The sequence below is a fragment of the Colwellia psychrerythraea genome, from assembly GCF_000764225.1.
GTDB lineage: Bacteria > Pseudomonadota > Gammaproteobacteria > Enterobacterales > Alteromonadaceae > Colwellia > Colwellia psychrerythraea_D.
The window spans coordinates 36,627-59,623 of sequence record NZ_JQED01000007.1 but is presented as its reverse complement, the minus strand read 5'-3'; the positions used below and the strand labels follow the sequence as shown (position 1 = coordinate 59,623).

The 22,997-nt window shown below is 38.6% G+C and carries 18 protein-coding genes; 15 read left to right on the top strand and 3 right to left on the bottom strand.

The annotated features are described in order from the left end of the window. Positions 1–32: 32 nt before the first annotated feature. A complete protein-coding gene (locus tag ND2E_RS16250) occupies positions 33–518 on the bottom strand; it encodes a zinc ribbon-containing protein (RefSeq protein ID WP_033092803.1) in 486 nt (161 codons plus the stop codon). Between the two features lie 218 nt (positions 519–736). On the opposite strand from ND2E_RS16250, the gene leuS reads away from it, so the two are divergent. From leuS to ND2E_RS16320, 14 genes are all read left to right on the top strand, one after another. Then, entirely contained in the window at positions 737–3,328 is a 2,592-nt protein-coding gene (gene leuS / locus ND2E_RS16255; RefSeq protein ID WP_033092802.1) for a leucine--tRNA ligase, read from the top strand. Positions 3,329–3,342: 14 nt separating this feature from the next. Next, the gene (locus ND2E_RS16260) at positions 3,343–3,846 is read left to right on the top strand and encodes an LPS-assembly lipoprotein LptE (protein ID WP_033092801.1); all 504 of its coding nucleotides are present in this window, start codon (positions 3,343–3,345) and stop codon (positions 3,844–3,846) included. 80 nt (positions 3,847–3,926) lie between these two features. Beyond that, positions 3,927–4,991 carry a DNA polymerase III subunit delta gene (gene holA / locus ND2E_RS16265; RefSeq protein ID WP_033092800.1) on the top strand — a complete coding sequence of 355 codons (1,065 nt, stop codon included), beginning with the start codon at positions 3,927–3,929 and terminating at the stop codon, positions 4,989–4,991. Beyond that, positions 4,984–5,685 carry a nicotinate-nucleotide adenylyltransferase gene (gene nadD / locus ND2E_RS16270; protein WP_052056269.1) on the top strand — a complete coding sequence of 234 codons (702 nt, stop codon included), beginning with the start codon at positions 4,984–4,986 and terminating at the stop codon, positions 5,683–5,685. The genes holA and nadD overlap by 8 nt, the downstream gene beginning before the upstream one ends. A 94-nt stretch (positions 5,686–5,779) precedes the next feature. Next, positions 5,780–6,100: a ribosome silencing factor gene (gene rsfS, locus ND2E_RS16275; RefSeq protein ID WP_033092799.1), complete on the top strand. Its 321-nt coding sequence runs from the start codon at positions 5,780–5,782 to the stop codon at positions 6,098–6,100. 194 nt (positions 6,101–6,294) lie between these two features. Further along, a complete protein-coding gene (rlmH, locus tag ND2E_RS16280; protein ID WP_033092798.1) occupies positions 6,295–6,765 on the top strand; it encodes a 23S rRNA (pseudouridine(1915)-N(3))-methyltransferase RlmH in 471 nt (156 codons plus the stop codon). Between the two features lie 59 nt (positions 6,766–6,824). Further along, positions 6,825–8,783, top strand: coding sequence for a penicillin-binding protein 2 (gene mrdA, locus ND2E_RS16285; RefSeq protein ID WP_033092797.1), 1,959 nt, complete (start codon positions 6,825–6,827; stop codon positions 8,781–8,783). Next, the gene (gene rodA, locus ND2E_RS16290; RefSeq protein ID WP_033092796.1) at positions 8,783–9,898 is read left to right on the top strand and encodes a rod shape-determining protein RodA; all 1,116 of its coding nucleotides are present in this window, start codon (positions 8,783–8,785) and stop codon (positions 9,896–9,898) included. Before mrdA ends, rodA begins: the two co-directional genes overlap by 1 nt. A 60-nt stretch (positions 9,899–9,958) precedes the next feature. Further along, complete coding sequence (locus ND2E_RS16295; RefSeq protein WP_033092795.1) at positions 9,959–10,840, top strand: septal ring lytic transglycosylase RlpA family protein; 882 nt, start codon at positions 9,959–9,961, stop codon at positions 10,838–10,840. Positions 10,841–11,090: 250 nt separating this feature from the next. Beyond that, entirely contained in the window at positions 11,091–12,290 is a 1,200-nt protein-coding gene (locus tag ND2E_RS16300; RefSeq protein WP_052056282.1) for a serine hydrolase, read from the top strand. 153 nt (positions 12,291–12,443) lie between these two features. Further along, positions 12,444–12,707, top strand: a complete 264-nt coding sequence (gene ybeD, locus ND2E_RS16305; protein WP_033092900.1) for a DUF493 family protein YbeD — start codon at positions 12,444–12,446, stop codon at positions 12,705–12,707. Positions 12,708–12,758: 51 nt separating this feature from the next. After that, complete coding sequence (lipB, locus tag ND2E_RS16310; RefSeq protein WP_052056268.1) at positions 12,759–13,466, top strand: lipoyl(octanoyl) transferase LipB; 708 nt, start codon at positions 12,759–12,761, stop codon at positions 13,464–13,466. Continuing rightward, positions 13,459–14,445, top strand: a complete 987-nt coding sequence (lipA, locus tag ND2E_RS16315) for a lipoyl synthase (protein ID WP_033092794.1) — start codon at positions 13,459–13,461, stop codon at positions 14,443–14,445. The genes lipB and lipA overlap by 8 nt, the downstream gene beginning before the upstream one ends. Before the next feature lie 740 nt (positions 14,446–15,185). After that, positions 15,186–17,639, top strand: a complete 2,454-nt coding sequence (locus ND2E_RS16320) for a TonB-dependent receptor plug domain-containing protein (protein ID WP_033092793.1) — start codon at positions 15,186–15,188, stop codon at positions 17,637–17,639. 99 nt (positions 17,640–17,738) lie between these two features. Here ND2E_RS16320 and ND2E_RS16325 read toward each other — a convergent pair whose 3' ends face one another. Both ND2E_RS16325 and ND2E_RS16330 read right to left on the bottom strand, forming a co-directional pair. Continuing rightward, entirely contained in the window at positions 17,739–19,574 is a 1,836-nt protein-coding gene (locus ND2E_RS16325) for a protein kinase domain-containing protein (protein ID WP_033092792.1), read from the bottom strand. A gap of 155 nt (positions 19,575–19,729) precedes the next feature. Beyond that, positions 19,730–21,328 carry a sigma 54-interacting transcriptional regulator gene (locus tag ND2E_RS16330; protein ID WP_033092791.1) on the bottom strand — a complete coding sequence of 533 codons (1,599 nt, stop codon included), beginning with the start codon at positions 21,326–21,328 and terminating at the stop codon, positions 19,730–19,732. Positions 21,329–21,691: 363 nt separating this feature from the next. Between ND2E_RS16330 and megL the strand changes: the two genes are divergently transcribed. Beyond that, positions 21,692–22,933, top strand: a complete 1,242-nt coding sequence (gene megL / locus ND2E_RS16335) for a methionine gamma-lyase (protein WP_033092790.1) — start codon at positions 21,692–21,694, stop codon at positions 22,931–22,933. The last annotated feature ends 64 nt before the right edge of the window (positions 22,934–22,997 follow it).

Sequence of the window (22,997 nt, the reverse complement as noted above, 5' to 3'; positions counted from 1 at the left end):
TGCTAACATTTGTGCTAACAAGGTGATTTAAACTAAGGGTTGAGGGGGAGGCGAACAAAGTCTTTTGAACCACAGTGAACACACTCACCAATTTGACTAAAATGAATGATAGTCATTTTTTCATCGCATTGCTCACATTGTAATTCGCCAAAACCAATAAAGTCACCACTTTTATATACTCCATCATGGTCAAAGTCATCAACAAGCTCTGCCCATTCCACTTGGGATTTATCCGTTAGCTTGGCTAAGTTATCCCATAAAGTCTCATTTAACAGACCTAAATAGACCGAGTCTTTGGCTTGCGCTCGGTTTAATTGATAAAAATCACGCAGATCATATTTTAAATTATCAGTAAATTGTTGTAGTTTTTCTTCTGACATTGTTTCAGCCGCACTCGCATATAATTTAGCCTGCTTGATAAACTCATCAATATGAGGCTTTTGTTCAGCTTTTACTTCAACCAGCCAGTCATTGAGCTTTCGGTAAATATCCGCAAAATAATCATTTTGATGTGACATTAGTATTCTCCTTTGCGCGTATTACTTTAACTATAGGTTTAAGTATAGGAAAAGTTATAATTTAAGCTTAATTATGCTTGTTGTTACCCAGCTAGATAAGGTATTCTACTGCGATAATCTAACGCGATTTCCGAGCTATTTTTTACAAGTTTGCACTATGTAATGGATAAGATAGCATGCAAGTCGCTACACCTTAAAAAGCATTCGAGAAAACCTTAATGGAAGCCATTTATAATCCTCAAGCGATTGAAGCAACAGTACAAAAATTTTGGACTGATAACAACACATTTCAAGCTATTGAAAATCCAGACAAAGAAAAGTTTTATTGTTTAGCTATGTTCCCTTATCCAAGTGGTCGATTACACATGGGTCATGTACGTAACTACAGCTTGGGTGACGTTATTTCTCGCTACCAGCGTATGCAAGGTAAAAATGTCATGCAGCCTATGGGATGGGATGCGTTTGGTTTGCCTGCTGAAAATGCTGCGATTAAAAACAATACTGCCCCAGGTAATTGGACATACGAAAATATTGATTACATGCGTAACCAACTACAATCGTTAGGTTTTGGTTATGATTGGGGCCGAGAATTAGCCACCTGCAAACAAGATTACTATCGTTGGGAACAATGGTTCTTCACTAAACTTTATGAAAAAGGCTTAGTTTATAAGAAAAATGCTACGGTTAACTGGGATCCAGTTGATCAAACAGTATTAGCAAATGAGCAAGTTATTGATGGTCGTGGCTGGCGTTCAGGTGCGATTGTTGAACGTAAAGAAATTCCGCAGTGGTTTATCAAAATCACGGCATACGCAGAAGAATTACTGAATGATTTAGACCAGTTAACCGACTGGCCTGAACAAGTTAAAACTATGCAGCGTAACTGGATTGGTCGCTCTCAGGGTGTTGAGATGACTTTCAACGTTGCTGATTCTAAAGAAAGTTTTGATATTTATACAACCCGACCTGACACCTTAATGGGTGTAACTTATGTGGCCCTTGCTGCACAGCACCCCTTAGCAGTCGCTGCCGCCAAAGATAATGTTGAGTTATCAGCCTTTATTGAAGAATGTAAAAGCAGCAAAACCACTGAAGCTGATATGGCAGCAATGGAAAAGAAAGGTGTTGATACAGGACTTAAAGCTATTCACCCACTAACAGGTGAATTAGTCCCTGTATGGGCAGCAAATTTCGTATTAATGGATTATGGCTCAGGTGCCGTTATGTCAGTGCCAGGTCATGACCAACGAGACTATGAATTTGCTCTTAAATATGACTTAGCCATAAAACAAGTTATTGCAGGTCAAGAGTCTGACGATATTGCCAAAGCCGCAATAACTGAAAAATCAACCTTAATTAATTCAGGTGAATTTGACGGCTTAGATTTCGAACAAGCTTTTAAAGCCATAAGCGATAAATTAATAAGCGAAGAGAAAGGTAAAGTTACTACTAACTATCGTTTACGTGATTGGGGGGTTTCTCGCCAACGTTATTGGGGTACACCAATACCAATGATTAACCTTGCTAATGGTGAGTCAGTCCCTGTACCTGAAGATGAATTACCCGTTGTTTTACCTGAAGATGTCGTAATGAACGGTACTACATCTCCGATTAAAGACGATCCACAATGGGCTAAAACTACTTATAATGGTGAAGCAGCATTGCGTGAAACAGATACTTTTGACACCTTTATGGAGTCATCATGGTATTACGCACGTTACTGTTCACCAAACGATGATAGTCAAATGCTTGATCCTGCTAAAGCAAACTACTGGTTACCCGTAGATCAATATATTGGCGGTATTGAACATGCTATTTTGCATTTACTTTATTCACGTTTCTTCCATAAATTATTACGTGATGTTGGTTTAGTCGAGTGTGATGAACCATTTAAGAAACTTTTATGTCAAGGTATGGTACTAGCTGATACTTATTATCGAGAAGCTGAGAATGGTGCACAAGAGTGGATTGCACCAAGTAACGTAACTGTTGAGCGAGATGATAAAGGCCAAGTGACCTCTTCAATCAGTAAGCTTGACGGACAACCTGTGTTATCTGCAGGTATGAGCAAAATGTCAAAGTCGAAAAATAACGGTATTGACCCGCAAGAAGTTATTGAAAAGTACGGTGCTGATACCGTGCGTTTATTTATCATGTTCACTTCACCACCAGAACAAACTCTAGAATGGTCTGATGCTGGCGTTGAGGGTGCACACCGTTTTGTTAAGCGTGTTTATAAGTTAGCCAATGACTTGGTTGAAAGTACGCAAGGCGTAGATATTTCAGACCTTAGCAAACTAACATTAAATGCTGACCAGAAGAAATTACGTCGCGAATTACACAAAACTATCGCTAAAGTAACCGATGATATAGGTCGTCGTAATACCTTTAATACCGCAATTGCTGCGATCATGGAACTGATGAATCACTTAGGCAAAGCAAAATTAAACAGCGATGAAGATAAAGCGGTAATGCAAGAAGCTGTTCGTGCCGTGGTATTGATGTTAACGCCAATCACACCACATTTATGTCATCATTTATGGCAAGCCGTTGGTGGTAGTGACGTAAATGTTGAAGATGCAAGTTGGCCAGTAGTTGACGAAAGTGCTTTAGTAGAAGACGAGAAACTTATCATTGTTCAAGTTAATGGTAAGGTACGCGCAAAAATTACTGTTGCAGCAGATGCAAGTAAAGAAGATGTCGAAGCACTTGGCTTAAATGACGAAAGTGTTTTGAAATTTACTAATGGTAATACCATACGTAAAGTTATTTATATTCCAGGTAAATTACTTAATATTGTCGCCAACTAACAGGTTAATGACAAATGTATAAATTAAGCCTAGCCCTTAAAAGCTTAGCTATCGCATTGTTAACCACAAGCTTATTATCAGCTTGTGGTTTTCAACTACGTGGCGATTACTTGCTCGATGATGAATTACAAACGCTTTATGTAAGCTCCAGTGATATTCATGGTGAGTTAACCCGTTTAGTTAAGCTCAGTTTAACGCGCAATCAAGTTAACGTTTTAAAACGCTCGAAAGCTGACATTCCTGAATTACGCATTCTTTCTGATAAATTAGATAGACGAACATTATCATTATTTTCTAATGGTCAAGTGGCAGAGTATGAGCTGATTTATTCCGTGCGCTATCAAGTACGTTTTACGGGTGAAGATGCAAAAGAATTTCGTTTCGAGCTTTATCGAGATTATCAAGATGATCCTAACCTCGCCTTAGCAAAAAGCCGTGAGTTAGCTCTATTGTTGAGTGAAATGAGAGCATCTGCTGCAGATAAAATATTACGTGATTTGGCAAGAATTCAACGTTAGTTATAGCGACTTCTTAAAAATATCACAACTCACTGACAGCTGCTATTTTATAGCTAGCTATTATAGTAAAAAAGGCATTCATGAAGATTTATCATAACCAACTAGATAATACATTACGACAGGGCTTTAAACCTGTCTGGTTGGTTTTTGGTGATGAGCCTTGGCAAAAAAATAACAGCTTAGCAACCATTAGAGCTCATGCAAAACAGCAAGGATTCAGTGAGGTTATTCGCTTTAGCAGTGACAACAGCTTCGACTGGCAACAATTAATGGATGAATACCAATCATTAAGTCTCTTTGCCAGCCAACGTATTATTGAAGTGGAGTTAACAACCGTTAAAGTTGGCGATGCAGGAAATAAAGCCTTACTCGCTTTAGCTGAACGATTAGCACAAGATATTAACAGTGGCTATATTCCCCAAGATGTTATTTTTATCTTTCATGGTGCAAAACTTGATGCTGCTAGCACAAATCGAAAATGGTTCAAAAACCTAACTCAATTAGGTTGCTACTTACCATTATATGATATTGAACTAAAAGCTATGCCTCAGTGGCTAAATAACCAAGCAAGACAGTTACACCTTAATATCTCGCCTGAGTTAAATGCGCTACTTATTGAATTATTTGAAGGTAACTTACTTGCCCTTGCCCAAGAGCTCGAAAAGCTTGTTTTACTCTTTGGATCACAGCACATTAGCATTGAACAAGCTGAGCAAATAATCATTAACCAAGCTAAGTTTAACCCCTTTCAAGTCATTGATGCCTTACTGTTAGGGGATTGTGCTAAATGCATCACAATGCTTGATCAACTGCAACAAGAAGGCATGGCACCCGCACAACTCATTTGGGTTTTCCATAAAGAAATTGGTCAGCTCTACAGTATGTTAAACCAATTATCTCAAGGAGAAAGTATTGCGACTATTTATAAGCAATACCGTATTTGGGATAAACGTAAACCTCTTTACCAATATGCATTAACTCATATTAAACTAGATAACGTAAAACAAGCCATGATCCGTATTGCTGATATTGACTTATTGAGTAAAACAAGCAGTGAGTTTAATGTTTTCATTTTATTAGCTGATTTGTGCGTCACCTTATATCACGGTGAAAAAACAGCCGCCTTTAGCCTTAATTATGGCTAATTTAACTATGCAAGCTAAAACTTTTACCATCAATCAGCAAAGAAATACCCCAGGTATAGGAATATTAGGTGGCACTTTTGATCCCATTCATTTAGGTCATACCCAATCAGCTCAAGCGGTTGCTAATGAGCTAGGTTTGCAAAAAGTTCTATTAATACCTGCACATATTCCTCCCCATAAAGTTTCGCCTGAATTAACTCCTCACGCAAGCGCAGAACAACGCGCTGCTATGGTTGAAATTGCTTGCAAAAGCAGTTCACTATTTACCTGTGACCTACGTGAATTAAAACGATCAGGCCATTCCTACACAGTCGATACGCTCAAAGAGTTGAAACAGCAATATCCTCATCAACCTTTATACTTTATTATTGGCATGGACTCCCTTATGAGCTTTACCAGCTGGCACCAATACTTAGAGATTTTATCCTTGTGTCATTTGATTGTTAATGCGCGCCCCAACTACCCAGCTGAGCAATTAAATAATGAGACAGTGACCCTACTAAAAAACTATCAAACAACTGACATCACTCAATTAACTCGGCTTGAAGCTGGAACTATTTTTTTTGCTCATGAATGTTTTTTTGATATTTCTTCAACACAAATCCGCCAAGAATTAGTGCAAAAACAAAGTTGTAATCATCTAATACTTCCTTCTATTTCAGAATTTATTAACAAAAATAACCTTTACCGTTAACCCTTCGCACAAAAAGTGTTAATATCGCACTATTATTTATTGTCGCTCGAATATGAGCACATCAAAAGTTACGATTAACGATAGGAATAACACCTTGCAAACTGAACAACTTAAAACATTTATCATAGAAAAACTTGAAGACATGAAAGGCAGAGATATCATCACTCTTAATATTAGCGACAAAGCAAGTTTTGCTGATTACATGATTATTTGTTCAGGTAACTCTAACCGCCATGTAAAATCGATAGCACAATCTGTTGCCATGGAGTGTCGTGCTCAAGGTGCTGAACCACGTGGTATGGAAGGTAACGATATTGGTGAATGGGCATTAGTTGACTTAGTCGATATCATCGTTCATGTAATGACTGATGAACAACGTGATAAGTACAACCTTGAACAGCTTTGGGCAGAATAAGTAACTTATTTACCTTGTATAATAGTCAACGAGTGTAGTGCGGCGTTAATTTAGTCGTGAGTTATTTCACTATCCCATCTACTCTCGTTATTTTACGTAATTTTGCTCGAGTTAACTGATCTTCCTTGATCTCAATGAACTAAGAAGCTCAATAACCTTTCAATGAAAAGAAACCTTATAGTTCACTCAAACTTATGAAACTCACTTTATACGCTGTTGGTAGTAAAATGCCGTCATGGGTTAGCCAAGGATTTGCTGAATACAGTCGCCGCTTTCCTCGCGATTTAAGCTTTAACTTAGTTGAAATCCCCGCAGGAAAACGTGGTAAAAATGCTGATATTAGCCGTATACTTGCTAAAGAAGGCGAGTTATTACTTGCTGCTATTCCTAAAGGAAACCGCATTGTAACGCTTGAAGTCGAAGGGCAACCTTGGACAACACCTAAACTTGCTAAACAGCTAGAAAGTTGGCAACTTGATGGTAGAGATGTCGCATTACTGGTTGGTGGCCCAGAAGGTTTAGCACCCGCGTGTATTAAAGCATCAGAACAAAAGTGGTCGTTATCAGCCCTAACTCTACCTCATCCAATGGTTCGAATACTCATAGCCGAAAGCTTGTACCGTGCTTGGAGTGTAAACACTAACCACCCTTATCATAGAGAATAGCTTTTGTTCATGATCCCCTTAGCAATGCTTTTAGTAAATATTTTTAATAGAGTACGCTAATGTCTCCTCGTCGCGTTGTTATTCGTAATCAATCCGCTGAAGCAAATTTGTTTGCTCGACGTACTTTCATTGCTTTTGCAATTGTTTTACTGGTGCTATTAATACTGTTTGGTAATGTATTTAACTTACAAGTTGAATCATTTGAGAAATATCAAACTCGCTCTAACTCTAATCGCATAAAACTACTGCCTGTTGCTCCTAACCGTGGTTTAATCTATGACAGAAATGGTGTACTGCTCGCCGATAATAAGCCTGTTTATAGTTTAGAAGTCATCGCTGAAAATGTGAATGATATTAAAGCTAGCGTTGAGCATGTCAGTCAATTACTCAATATCAGTCCAGAGCGACAAGCTAAATTTTTCAAATCCATGAAAAGTAAACGTCGTTTTAAACCGGTAGAACTGCACTCGCGATTAAGTGATCAACAAGTTGCACTATTTTCAGTTAATAAACATAAGTTTCCCGGCATTTTTGTTAATGCACGTTTAAAACGTTATTACCCTTTTTCAGATTTGACGACACATAACTTAGGTTATGTCGCCCGAATAAACAGAAAAGATGCTAAAAAATTAGAGCAAGAAGGTAAATCTGACAATTATGCTGCGACCTATGGGATTGGTAGATTAGGAATTGAAAGATATTACGAAGATATGCTCCATGGCACCATTGGTCATCAAGAAGTTGAGATAAATAACCAAGGCCGAGTCATTCGTACGCTCAATTATACCCCGCCAGTACCAGGTAAAGATCTCACCTTAACCTTAGACATTGAATTACAAATGATTGCTAAACGTGCCTTATCAGGTAAGCGCGGAGCCGTTGTGGCAATGGATCCTCGTACCGGTGGTATTTTAGCCATGTATTCCAATCCAAGTTTTGATGGCAACTTATTTGTTCACGGTATTAGCAGTAAAAACTATAATAAATTACTTAATTCAAAAGACTTACCGCTTATTAACCGGAGTTTGCAAGGATACCCTCCAGCATCAACCGTTAAGCCCTTCCTCGCCTTAACCGGCTTAGAAGAAAAAATCATCACGCCAGAGACCAAAATTCACGATCCAGGTTGGTATCAACTTGAAGGTTTACCCAATAAATATCGTGATTGGAAACCCTGGGGACATGGCATGGTGAACTTAACAAAAGCGATAGAGCAGTCTTGTAATATCTACTTTTATGATCTGGCCTTTAAATTGGGCATCACCAAAATTAGTAATATGATGGAAAAATTTGGTTTCGGTGATTATACCGGCATCGATATCCATGAAGAGAGTAAAGCCATTATGCCCAGTGTCGCTTGGAAACGCGAACGATACAATAAACCATGGTACACAGGTGAAACACTTTCTGTTGGTATCGGGCAAAGTTATTGGACAGTAACGCCATTACAATTAACTCAAGCACTAACCACCTTAGTGAATCATGGTGAACGTAAAGTGCCACATTTATTAAAAGCCAATAGTGAATTGATTATAGAAAGCAGTGGTAACGCTTATCATCAAATTACGCCAACAATCTATGAGCCCCGCGCCCCATTAAAGCTTAAAGATGATAAAAACTGGAATGTAGTATTAGAAGCAATGCACAGCACGGTACAAAAATTTGGCGCCACAGCCTACAAGCCATTTAAAGGTTCTACCTATGATGCATCAGGCAAAACAGGTTCAGCGCAAGTTGCACGCATAAAACAAGACGAAAAATATGATGCAAAGGCAACATCAGAAAATCAACGTGATAATGCGATGTTTATTGCTTTTGCCCCTTTTGATAAGCCTGAAATAGTTGTTGCCGTTGCGATTGAAAATGTTGCTAAAGGTGGTGGTGCGACCAATGCTGCCCCAGTAGCAAGACAAGTGATGGATCAATACTTTGGCGATAGAGTCATTACCAGCCAAACACATAATGTAAAAGCTAACAAAAATGCAGTCACCGTAACTACACATCATGAGGCTGATTAATGCGCAGTAGCGGACAAGACCAACAAAAAGTTCACACCCTTTGGCAGCGACTTCATATCGATATCCCGTTATTACTAGGCCTATTCACCTTATTAGCGCTAGGATTATTTCTTGTTTACAGTGCAGGAGGTCAAGACATAGCCGTTGTTTACCGCAAGGCAAGAAGCATTGGTGTTGCGTTACTCGGCATGTTTATTGTGGCACAAATTCCACCATTAGTTTATCGAAAATGGGCAGTGCCTGTCTTTGTATTAGGTCTATTAATGTTAGTAAGTGTTTTACTATTCGGTCATGTTGGTAAAGGGGCTCAACGCTGGCTCGACTTAGGCTTTATAAAATTTCAGCCTTCTGAAATTATGAAACTCATCGTGCCAATTATGATTGCTTGGTTTGTTAGTCAAGATAGCTTGCCAGTGAAAATATCCACTGTAGTGCAGGCTTTTGCTCTGGTGCTATTACCCACTTTACTTATTGCTAAACAGCCTGATTTAGGGACTTCTTTACTTATTGCCAGCTCGGGAATTTTTGTTATTTTTCTGGCAGGAGCAAGTTGGAAACTTATTTCTGCTTGTGTTGGCTTGGCCTCAGCCTTCGTCCCAATTTTATGGATGTTTTTAATGAAGCCATATCAAAAACAACGCGTGATGACTTTTTTAAACCCCGAGCAAGATCCCCTTGGCTCAGGTTACCATATTATTCAATCTAAAATAGCAATAGGCTCTGGCGGTATTGAAGGCAAAGGTTGGCTACAAGGTACTCAATCACAATTAGAGTTTTTACCAGAACGCCATACAGACTTTATTTTTTCAGTATTTAGTGAAGAATTTGGTTTGATTGGTGTTGCGGCCTTGCTTGCAGTGTACTTATTTGTGGTAATGCGTGGTTTATGGATCGCGGTGAATGCTCAGCATGCTTTTACTAAATTACTCGCCGGTAGTCTTACCCTGACTTTTTTTGTTTATGTTTTTGTTAATATTGGTATGGTGTCTGGATTACTGCCTGTCGTAGGTGTCCCCCTTCCGTTAGTTAGTTATGGTGGAACGTCAATGGTGACTTTAATGTTAGGTTTTGGCATATTAATGGCTATTAGCACGCATCGTCGCTTCCATGTTTAATCTCCTTAAACACATTGCTCATTTTAAATTCGGTGAAAACTATATAAGTTTATGAACATTATGAATCAAGCTATTAGACACCTTTCTTTCATTGTTGTTATTTCTATATTAAGTGCTTGTAGCTCTGATCGTTATCAACAAAAGCATGACAGCACACCGACACGTATACCAAGCCAAGCAGAGCTAAAAGATGCTATTGCTCGCGCAGAGCCACATAGTCGTGGCGGCAATAAAGATTACCGAGTTTTTGGTAAACCTTATAAAGTATTAGCCAGTGCACAAGGTTTTGAGCAAACAGGTACCGCCTCTTGGTATGGTAAAAAATTCCATGGTCACCTTACGTCTAATGGTGAAATTTACGATATGTACACTATGAGTGCTGCGCACAAAAATTTACCGCTGCCGACGTATTTAAAAGTCACTAATACCGCCAATAATAGATCTGTCGTCGTGCGCGTTAATGATCGCGGTCCTTTTCATCAGTCACGGATTATTGATTTATCCTATAGTGCCGCTTACAAACTCGATATGCTAAAAACAGGTACTGCACAGGTTAAAATCACCGCGATTACTGACTTCGATAAAAAAACGGGCAAAGTTAAAGCACCACCAATAACACCTGCAATATCTATAGTTAGTTCAACAACACCTAGTGCCAGTAAATCCAGTGCGAAACAACAAAGCTCTCCCCAAGAAGAGACCGCTATGGGCATTACCACTCCTTACATTCAAGTATTAGCAACCAGTAAAAAAGAGCTCGCTATTAGTACGGCCGAAAAATTACAAACTCAGTACAAACAAAAAACCAGTTATCCAGAGCATAAAGGCCTTTACCGAATTCAACTGGGTCCTATTAGTGATATTGCGACATTAAACGCGCTTTTATTATCATTAAAAGAAAATGGCTACCCTAATGCTTACCCAAGAAGCGCACCGCAATAACGCCCGACAAAGAAGAAAGTAACAATACACATATGTTTTAATAATTCTACTTGCCTAAAGCCATTCAAACTTCGATTGAACGCCGACACTTTGAATGATAATGGTGATATTTAAAGAGCTTGTTACATTATTAATGCCTTTTCTGCGAAATTATGCACAATATCTATTTTTTGCCCATAGCCAAGATTGTTATAAGTGGTATACTTTCGTCCAGTTGATTATCCTTAATTTTCCACACACGACTTACACTATGACCAATATAACAAAACTTTCTGGTAAGTTTTCTACCAGTAAATTATTTACTTTTTTCACTGGCGCACTCTTTAGCGCTGCAACTGTGCTTATGCCGAGTGCACACGCGATCACCATTATCCCAGAAGCCCCACAAATAAATGCCAAGGGTTTTATCTTAATTGACTACACTACGGGTAAAATAATTGCTGAAGAAAATGCTGATACGCAATTAGCGCCGGCAAGTTTAACGAAAATAATGACAAGTTACATTATTGGTAAAGAGCTAGAAAACGGCAATATTAAAAATACTGATAAAGTTATGATCAGTGAACAAGCTTGGGCTAAAAAATTCCCTGACTCTTCCAAGATGTTTATTGAAGTAGGTACTGAAGTGCCTGTTAGTTTATTAAACCAAGGCATTATTGTTGCCTCAGGTAATGATGCCTGTGTAGCTATGGCAGAACATATTGCCGGTAGTGAAAGTGCTTTCGCTGATTTAATGAATGCCCATGCAGAGCAACTAGGCATGTCGAGTAGCTTTTTCGAGAATAGCCATGGGCTAGACAGTACTTCTCATATGACTACGCCAAGAGATATGGCAACACTGGCTATTGCGCTTATTCGCGAAGTACCTGATGAATATGCAATTTATAAGCAAAAATCCTTCACTTATAATAATATTAAGCAATACAACCGTAATGGTTTGTTATGGGATAAAAGTCTCAATGTAGATGGTATGAAAACCGGCCACACTTCTAATGCTGGCTATAGCTTAGTTACCTCGGCAACAAAAGGTGATATGCGTTTAGTTACGGTAGTAATGGGTACTGCAAGTGAGCGAGCCCGAAAAGTTGAAAGTAAAAAGTTACTGAACTATGGCTTCAGATTTTTTGAAACTATTACACCATATAAGGCAGGCGAAAAATTTATTGCTAACCGTGTATGGATGGGTGAAAAAGAGAATGTGGATTTAGGTATTATTTCAGATACTCCCATCACCATTCCACGTGGCCAACGTAAAAACTTGAAAGCTAACTTTGAGTTAAACCAGCAATTAACCGCTCCATTAGCAAAAGGTACTGTTGTCGGAACATTATTTTTGCAACTTAATGATGAAGATATCGCTCAATACCCATTAGTTACGTTAGAAGAAGTTAACGAAGGAAGCTTATTTAGTCGTTTAGTTGATTATGTTAAGTTGCAGTTTGCTAACTAAAAATAGTTAAAAATACAGCAAAAAAAGCCTCTTTATTGAGGCTTTTTCATTTTTTTTGATAAATAGTTATAAACAAAATAATATCAGCGCTGAATTTTTAATGGTAAAATGCCGCTATTACGTTTCAACCTAGCGCTAAAAGAAGTAAATAAAATGAAAACCAAGTTTGACGAGTTATTAGAATTTCCTACAGTTTTGAACTTTAAGGTCATGGGTGTTGCCTGTGACGAGCTACCTGATTTGATCATAGCGGAACTACAAAAGCATACTCCTGGTGATTACGTACCCAAAATAAAACCTAGCTCTAAAGGCACCTATCACTCAGTTTCTATTGCCGTTACCGTGACGAGCAAAGAACATATTGAAACTATTTATAAAACATTAACAGCCATTGATCAGGTTCGTTACGTTTTATAACCCCGTTTAGTACAATTAACTTTGATAGCACAGATTGACGAGGTTTGCCGAATGCACTCAAATTCAACAATCGAAAAAAGTGTTCACAGCCATGCTGATTCATTAGTCATCCGTCAGCTAAATACCATGGACTACAGCCTAGTTTGGCAAGCCATGAAAGATTTTACCGATAATCGTGATGACACTACCGCTGATGAATTATGGCTAGTAGAACATCCAGCCGTTTTTACCCAAGGTCAAGCAGGCAAGGCCGAACACTTATTAGTACCAGGGGATATTGAAGTAGTAAAAGTGGACCGTGGGGGTCAAGTGACCTATCACGGACCAGGCCAACTCGTAGTTTACATTATGATTAACTTACGCCGTAAAAAAATTGGCGTAAGACAATTAGTAACTTTGATCGAAAACAGTATAGTGTCGGCTTTAAGCGATTATGATATCGCCGCTTACGCTAAAGCTGACGCACCGGGTGTTTATGTTGATGAGAAAAAAATTGCCTCATTAGGATTACGAGTTCGCAAAGGATGCTCTTTTCATGGCTTAGCTATGAATGTGAATATGGATTTATCACCGTTTCTTCGCATTAACCCTTGTGGTTATGCTGGTCTAGAAATGGTACAAACTGCCGATTTACAAGGCCCGAAAGATACCGCTAGTGCAAGTACTGCAATAGTGAAACATTTAATAAACTTACTTGAAGCTAATAATGTTAGCCATCAAGTAGGCTTACCAAACGAGAATAAAAAGTATCATGAGTAACGATTTAACCTCAGAATCAAAAACAGCCAATCGCGCTGCTGGCGAAAAATTTCGCGATGCAGATAAATTAGCACACATCCCGATTAAAGTTGTTAGTTCAACGAAAGCGACCATGTTGCGTAAACCAAGTTGGTTACGTATCAAGCTACCGCGCACAAGTGAACGTATTGATAACATCAAAGCTAACTTACGTAAAAACGACCTTCATTCTGTTTGTGAAGAAGCGTCATGCCCTAATTTATCTGAATGTTTTGACCATGGTACAGCCACCTTTATGATCTTAGGTGATATTTGTACACGCCGTTGTCCATTTTGTGATGTTGGCCATGGCCGTCCCCTAGCCCCAAGCAAAGATGAACCGAAAAAATTAGCAGATAGTCTTAAAGATATGGGCTTAAAATACGTAGTTATTACCTCAGTTGATAGGGATGATTTACGTGATGGTGGCGCACAGCAATTTGCTGACTGTGTTAAAGAAATTGGTGAACAAGCACCAAATACTAAAGTAGAGATATTAGTACCTGATTTTCGTGGACGTATGGACCGTGCACTGGAAATACTAAATCAACACCCACCACACGTTCTAAATCATAATATGGAAACGGCACCCCGTCTTTATACTAAAGTGCGTCCCGGTGCTAATTACCAGTGGTCATTAGACTTACTAAAACGTTTTGGTGAAGCAAATCCTGGTGTAACAACAAAGTCTGGTTTGATGGTTGGTTTAGGCGAAACTAACGAAGAGATTCTGGAAGTAATGCAGGACTTAAGGGATCATGGCGTAACTATGCTAACCATTGGTCAATACCTACAACCAAGTAAAGATCACCTTGCCGTTGAACGTTATGTGCATCCAGATGATTTTGCAATGTTTGAACGTGAAGCAAAGAAAATGGGCTTTGAACACGCTGCTTGTGGTCCACTTGTTCGTTCAAGTTACCATGCCGACAAACAAGCTGCGGGTGAAGAGGTTAAGTAAGCTTTCACTTTAAGAATCTAGCGAGGACAGAACAATAACCTGTTCTCTAGCTTTGAAAAGCCAGTAGCACTACTGGCTTTTTTAGTTCAAACCGAAAACACTTAACATTTTTTACTTAATGTTTTATTGATGTAGAATAATAAAAATCAAAATAACCCACTTCTGTAAGCTTTACTTACCACTATATTGTAAACATTAGCATACAAGAAATTAGTTACCTACCAGCCATTAGATTCACATTTAACCTTTGCATTGCCGCTTTACTAAACCAAGCACCAAGGTTACAAGTACGAAGTCCTACATTTGAAATACCATCATTTCACAATAATTCTAACGCACGGCACAGCTTTCAGACCTCGATATCTGCCCTGTTATGCTTACATCGATAGATGAAAAACACTATCTAGATCATTTTGCTTAGTTATTCACTATGCATTCACTTTAGAATCGAATATTTGACACTAGCGAACGATAAAACGCCGTTCAGATCCGACCAGATATTGTAATGAAAATTTCACACTATATGCAGTTAGGTATCGCTGACTAAATAACCATTCAGTATGACTTAATAATAATTCACTCCTGTGAGTATTGCGCCGATGAAAGTTTTCATTTATGTTACACAATACTTGCGGTAATAAATTCAAATAGAACAACTCATAATAGATTAATGAGTAACAAAAAATGAATATTTATCACTTATAAAGCAAGCCTAATAAAAATACTTAAGGGTCTATAACATGAAAAAACGTTTTAACTACAGTACGCTAGCACTGTCCGTCTGCCTGTCTTTAGGTAGCACGGCAACTTTTGCAGCTGAAAAGGACACTTCTGCTGGAGCAGAACATGCTGACATTGAACGTATAGTCAGTGTTGGTACACGTATATCTAACCGTACTGTTGCCGACAGCCCTTCCCCAATAGATATTATTTCATCAGAAGCAATCAAAAATTCAGGTGCAACTAGTACACCTGATATGTTACGAAAGTTGGCACCTTCATTTAACATGAACAATACCACTACTTCTGATGGACAAGATTTAATGCGTCCAGCGACATTACGTAGCTTAGGGCCAGATCAAGTATTAGTATTAATCAACGGCAAGCGTCGTCATCAACAAGCAGTCGTTGCAGTGCAAGAGAATGTTGGTCGCGGTAGTGCGGGTACAGATTTAAGCTCCATTCCTATGACAGCTATTTCACACATAGAAATATTACGTGATGGCGCCGCAGCTCAGTATGGCTCTGATGCTATTGCAGGTGTTATTAACCTAGTTTTAAAAGATGATTTAGGCGGTAGTGTTTGGGCACAATACGGCCAAACGAGTGAAGGTGACGGTGAATCAACTGAATTTGGTGGTAACTATGGCTTTAATATTGGTGAAAAAGGCACGTTAAACCTAACCTTTGAATACGCTGATAATGAAGAAATGAATCGCGCAACACCGACGACATGGTTTGACGCCATTGACGAACCTCGTCAGTTATTACTTGTTGGTGAAGCAGCAACTGAAATGAGTAGTCTTTGGGCAAACTTTTCTTACGATATAGGTGAAAGCAGTGAGTTATACGCCTTCGGTGGTTTTACCAGTAAAGAAGGTGAATCTCTAGGTTTTTACCGTCCTGCTGATGATAACCGCGTATGGAGTTCATTATACCCTGAAGGTGTAACACCAAAACTTGGCTCAAAATCAGAAGATTACTCTGTTGCTGTAGGTTTTAAAACACAAGTTGCAGACTGGGATTTAGATGCCAGTGTCGTAACAGGCGAGAATAGATTTGAGTTCAGTAACTTAGAGTCACTAAACGCAAGTTACGGTCCAGATAGCCCAACATCAGCCTATGATGGCGCACTAATTTATAGTCAAACTACCTTTAATCTTGATGCAGTAACTGCAGTAGATTTAGGTTTTTATGATGAAACCTCGATTGCTTTTGGCGCAGAATTTCGTGTAGATGGTTTTGCTCAAGAAGCCGGTGACATGGTCACGTATGCACGTGGCGATACTCTTTGTGCTGAATCTGTTAACCCTACAGGTGACCCAGCAATGACAGCTTGTACTGGCGGTGATATAACGACTCCTGGTATGCAAGGTTTCCAAGGTTACAGCCCTGAGATGGCGATAGATACTGATAGAAATAGTTTTGCTTTGTATTTTGATACTGAAACAGCAATCACTGAAGATTGGTTAGTCGCTGCAGCCGTTCGTTATGAAGACTATGATGACTTTGGTAGCACAGTTATTGGTAAATTATCGACTCATTTAAGCTTAACAGATAACCTTGCTATTCGTGCTTCAGCCTCAACAGGCTATCGTGCACCAGGTATGCAACAAGCTAACTTCACTCAACGTTCAATTTCATTAGATAATGGTGAACTAGCTGATTTAGTCACTTTACGTCCAAATGAAGCCTTAGCTGAAGAATTAGGTTTTACTGACTTAAAAGAAGAGAATTCTACTAACTTCTCTGTGGGTGTTGTATACACCAATGGTAACTACTCATCAACGCTAGATGTTTATCAAATCGATATCGATGATCGTATTGTATACTCTGGTAATATTTCTCGTGGAATTAACACAGATATTGATGCTTTCTTCGATCGCCACTCTGGTCCAGGTGAGTCGTTAGATGGGGTTAAAAATGTTTCAATTTTCACTAATGCTATTGATAGTGAAACCTTTGGTCTTGATTGGGTAAACCAATATACCCAAGAATTGAGCAGCATGGATGTTGTCTATGAGCTTTCTTATCACCATAACAATACTGAAGTCAGTGCGATTAATACTTCTTCTTCAATCGTTCCAAATGAAGTTGTTTTTGATAACGCACAAAGACTATTAGTAGAAAAAGCACAGCCTCAAGATAGAGCCTCTTTATCAGCTATGTTTGATATGGACAGCTGGTCGGTAACAGGTCGAATGACTTATTACGGTGAAGTAACATCAGCATCTTACGGTACGCCTGAAAATACTTGGGGTGCTAAAAGCTTATTTGACCTAACTGCGCAATGGCAAGTAACTGATAATGTAAATATTAGTGGTGGTGTACTTAACTTAACTGATGAGTACCCTGATGAATGGGGCGCAAATGGTTCACCATTTACTGACCTTGGCTTCAAGTACGGTTGGACTAGCTTCCCGTTCTCACTTGCTGGACGTGAATATTACGTAAGAGCTTCATATAACTTCTAACGGTAGTTAGTAGCACAAACAATAAGCCAGCGTTGCATAACTTGCCTCGCTGGCTTTTTTATACCCTCTATTTCAGCTAGCTAATCATTACACAACAGCTTACAACTTAGGGTTTTTCGGATAAAACTTGTCAGGCATACTGCTGATGTGTTCAAAAAAGCGAGTATCTTTGTAGGGAAGCTTCATAAAACCTGAAATACCAACACCGTCAATTGTCGGTAACAATGCCAGTACTTTAGCTAAACAGTCGGTAAACTCTGTTTCTTTCTCATGATTTAATAACATTAAATAACTATGTATCTTTAAATGTTTGGGTAGTACTTCAAAAATAATACAGCCAGTATGATGAATTAAATTTAACTCTGCCAAAACAGACATAAGCTCATCTGGCAGGTGTAAATATTCATCAGGATCTTTACCATCTTCAAAATAAGAGTGTAAGCGTGTTATATCATCAACATCAGGTACATCACTGACTTCAAATGGTATTTCTTGAGCTTCATCGGCAATAAATGGCTGGTTTTCGTTAGACCGCTCTACGTGAAGAGTATTTCTAGCATTGAACAAGCAACTTTTGAACATACCGACACGAAATATGCCCTGAGCCAAATAAATAATATTGTTTACTGCACTGGTAAAAGAGGTTTTCAGTGCTTCATCAAATAAGGTTAAGTTAGAGTCAATATAAACGCCCTCTTTCGCCCAACGAATGGCAATGCCGCCAACCACCGGAAAATTACCCAGCCTGCTTAATGCAGCAATAAAAGCTTTCTCGTTATCGCCCATGCCCATAAGGTAGTTTTTGTAGTATTTATCTAACTGTGCATCATCAATATTTGCTAAACTATCCTGCCCGGTTTGCTCGCGTAAAAATGATTTGCGCGAGCCGTACACTACGGTATCAATTTGCTCACTCTGCGGCTTTATCCAAACAGGAATTTTTGCAATGGCATTAAACTTGGTTGGCTTATCGGCAAGCACAACTTGCTTAAGGTAAGTAAGGTGATTAAAAAAATAATCACCCGCTTGCGCTCTTAGTTTCTCATCATCGCTTAACATCCCCGTTAACACTTGCGCGAGTAGTTTAGGTAAACCTAGCGCATTAGGTGGTATCACTTTTACGCCATAGCGGCAAGACTGACCAGATGCAAGTGCATATAACGTCGCCGCTAAACCTTGTTCATCAAAACGCGGACTTGATAAACCACCATTTAACTGCTCAGGCCCAATAAAATAAACATCACCTAAACGTGCATTGCTATGTTGTAAATCACTGCTCATTAGATCCATAACATTGGTACTGGTACTTTGTTTGTCACAATCAAGTTGTGCACTAACCGATGACCCCCAATCAATTAGTTGTACTTTGCTCGTGCTTTTATCAAAAACCAAGTTAGAAGGTTTTATGTCACCATGTACAATAGGTTTTAACTGACGATGATTATTGGCTTGACGTAAATACAACAAAATATCTGCCAATTGCAAGGCAATACTGACCACTAACTCTGGCGCTAGTGGTCCTACTTGCAGTGACAATTGCTCTAGATCTATGCCTGGTGCTCGCGTCATTTGCAGAATTGATTGCCGCTTGATTTTCTGATAATCAATCACTTCTGGAATCTGTGGATGACTTAGCTGCCCTTGAATTTCAGCCTCTTCCGCTAACCTATCTTGTACATGTTGGGGCAAATTAATACGTGAAAACTTAAATACCACAGGTAATTGCACTGCAGAAGAACTTTTGTGCTTGATAGCCGAGAAAACGAAACCATAGGCACCTTTGCCCAATAGTGCAACATCTTCAAAGCCAAGTTGCTTTAATTGCTGCTGACAAAGATCAACCCATTGTTTTAACTTAGTCGCATCTTTATGACTAAGTAAGTAGATAGATTGCTCTTGGGCAATGTAGAAATGCTGTAATTTTTTATTAGTCACAAGTTGTTTCTATTGTTAAGAGATAAGAAAAGGATTCGTAAATGAAACATACGCTATGTGAATACGCTACCGATTATTGCGTAAAACTACAAGATGAGAGTGAAATTTTAGTCTTTACTTATACTGATGAAGAAAGTTTCAATTACACTTAACCATTATTTTATATCATGTTCTCTTAATTTCATTGCTATCTTATTATGCGATACACTCAAGCGCTCAGCTAGTTTTCGTGTTGTCGGAAATAATGGATGTAGCTGAGTAAGTAATTTAGTTTCAAACTCTGCTTGAGCACTAGACCAGTCTTTAATCGCCTGAATATCAATATCACTCCCAAGTTGCTGGTTACCAGCGTGCTTATTGAGAACTTGTAATAAATCTTCGGCACAAATATCACCGCCACTATTTAAGGCAACAACACTGAATAAAACATTCTGTAATTGCCTAATATTTCCTGGCCAAGCAAAGCCCTGTAATAAACTCAGTGCTTGTGCAGTAAGTTTTGGCTTTGGTATATCAGCCTGTTGACTGTTATTAACTTGTTTAGCCGCATTTTCAATAAACAAGTTAGCTAATAAATTCATGTCTGCCATACGCTCTCTTAGGGGTGGCAAATCAATGCTAAGCACATTTAATCGATAATAAAGATCTTCACGAAAAGTTTTTTGACTGATTAGTTTGGCTAAGTCTTGATGACTGGCACTGACAATACGAATATTCGCAAGCAGCTCTTTAGTACCGCCAACACGACGATAAGTTAGATCTTGTAAGAAGCGCAACAATTTTGCTTGTAAATACGGTGACATTTCTGCAATTTCATCTAAAAATAGACAACCTCCTTCAGCCAGTTCAATTAATCCGGGTTTACCGCCCTTTTGCGCCCCAGTAAATGCGCCTCCGGCATAACCAAATAACTCACTTTCTAATAAATGTTCAGGTAATGCTGAGCAGTTGATCGCTAAAAATGGCGCTTTAGATCTTGAACTTGCTTGATGTAATGCCCGAGCGATTAACTCTTTACCTGTACCTGTTTCTCCACTGATTAATACTGGTAAATCTAATTCAGCAAATCGCTGACTCTGTGCCTTTATTAAACTGATGCTTTTTGATTCACCAATAATACTATCAAAACTGTGATCTTGATGACTTTGCATTAATGAAATTTGACGCCCTAAGGTATTCATCGAACGAAAAAGTAACACTGAGCCACTTACTTGCTCAGTTTTGTTTTGCGCTAATGTTGAGCTGTGACTTGATACGACTGGACTTATATCAAGGATGTACGCCTTCCCTTTAATAGTCACTGCTTGGCTAGTGGCAGCATTACTAAGTATAACTTTATTTATTTGCCCAAGAAATGCATCGATTGGTTTGCCCAAGTAATCCGTTATCGTCAACTCAGGTTCAATTGAAGCGGTTGACGGCTTAAGCTTATTGCTTGCCTTATTCATGGCCAAAATAAGTCCATTATTATCAACATCAATAATAGGCTCTGGCATTTTATCTAATAAAGCCTGTAAATGACTTTCTCGTTGCTCACTTGGCAATAAGTTAATTATCTCTACACTTTTTACACCAGCAACCGAGGCTAAACATTCTCTAATTGACGAAAGCGTTAAGGCTGCATATTCAACATGGACATAAGTAAAGCAGCTGATAATTTCTACCGCTTTTAAATTCCATGCTTGCTTGGCAAATATCGCTAATATTTCTTGGGAAATACCTATTCTATCGCTTGATTCAATAACAACACGCATAAAATGACACATCTACAAATAAAACGTACTACAAATATTACACAGTAATAATTATAGTACAACCAGTATTTATTCTTTTAAAACAGTCAATAACTAGTTATTGCTTGCTCTAGAGGTAAAACAAAAAAACGTATTGTAATATTTTTAGTACATCTATCTAGGTAATTAATTAGAAAACACCGTATCACCTTGATAAATAAGGGGTTTAATTAGTTGGCAGTATAGTTGCTACCTATTAAGTATTGAAAGAGTGAAAGAAACATCGGCTCACCATGACAGTTTACTGATATAGCCGTAATAAATCATTCAGCTAATATCAAATAATACATAACAATAATAATGACACCTTATAGAAGAGAAGCTATGACCCAGTTTAAGAGCAAAAATATTGAAACTAATGCTATTCACGCCGGCAGAATTAATGATACACAGTTTGGCTCGCTTGCTACGCCTTTATATCAAACATCTACTTTTATCTTCGATAATGCTCAGCAAGGTGGCGATCGTTTTGCCGGTGAAAGCGAAGGTTACATCTACACGCGCTTAGGCAACCCAACAACTCGCCAATTAGAGCAACGCGTTGCAGCCATGGAATGCATGGATGATGCAGCAGCAACTGCTACAGGTATGGCGGCAGTATCAGCAGCGTTATTGACCAACTTACAAGCTGGCGATCATATGATTTCATCTAAAGCGGTATATGGTTGCTCATTTGCGCTAATGAGCCACATGCTGAAGAAATTTAATATTGATGTGACCTTTGTTGATATGACTGAGCCAGACAATATCAAAGCAGCCATCAAAGAAAATACTAAACTAGTCTTTCTAGAGACACCTATCAATCCAAACTTGGTGGTATTAGATTTAGAAAAAATTTGTGCCATTGCCAAAGAGTACAACTTATTATCAATTGTTGATAACACTTTTCTTACTCCTGTTTTACAACAACCGGCAAGATTTGGTGCTGATATTGTATTACATAGCGCAACTAAATACCTTAATGGTCATGGGGATGTTGTTGCGGGCATCGTATGTGCCAATTTTGAAATGATCAATGAAATAAAAATGACAACACTTAAAGATATCGGCGCTACCATAAGTCCTCATGATGCTTGGTTAATCATGCGTGGCCTTAAGACCTTACCAATTAGAATGGACAGACATTGCAACAATGCACAAACAGTGGCTGAATTTTTAGAACAACACCCTATGGTTGATGAAGTTTTTTACCCAGGTCTTAAAAGCCATTCAGGACATAAGTTTGTGGGTAATCAAATGAAAGCTGCAGGTGGCGTGATTGCTTTTGAATTAAATACCAACCTTGCAGGTGGAAAAACTTTTATTGATTCAATGGAGCTCTTTTCAATAGCCGTTAGCTTAGGCGATGCAGAGTCATTAATTCAACATCCAGCTTCAATGACTCACTCGCCTTATACCCCCGAAGAAAGAGCTGATGCTGGCATAAGCGATAGCTTAATTAGGATCTCTGTCGGTTTAGAAAATGTCGACGATATCATTAGCGATTTAACGCAAGCTTTAGCCAAGGTAAAACAGCAAAGCAGCAAAAAAATCACCAATATTAATCAAGCAAATAATGCGGCATAAGTCGTTGTATTATTAACAACTGAACATCAATACTACCAATAGGTACTAAACCTTATACATATCA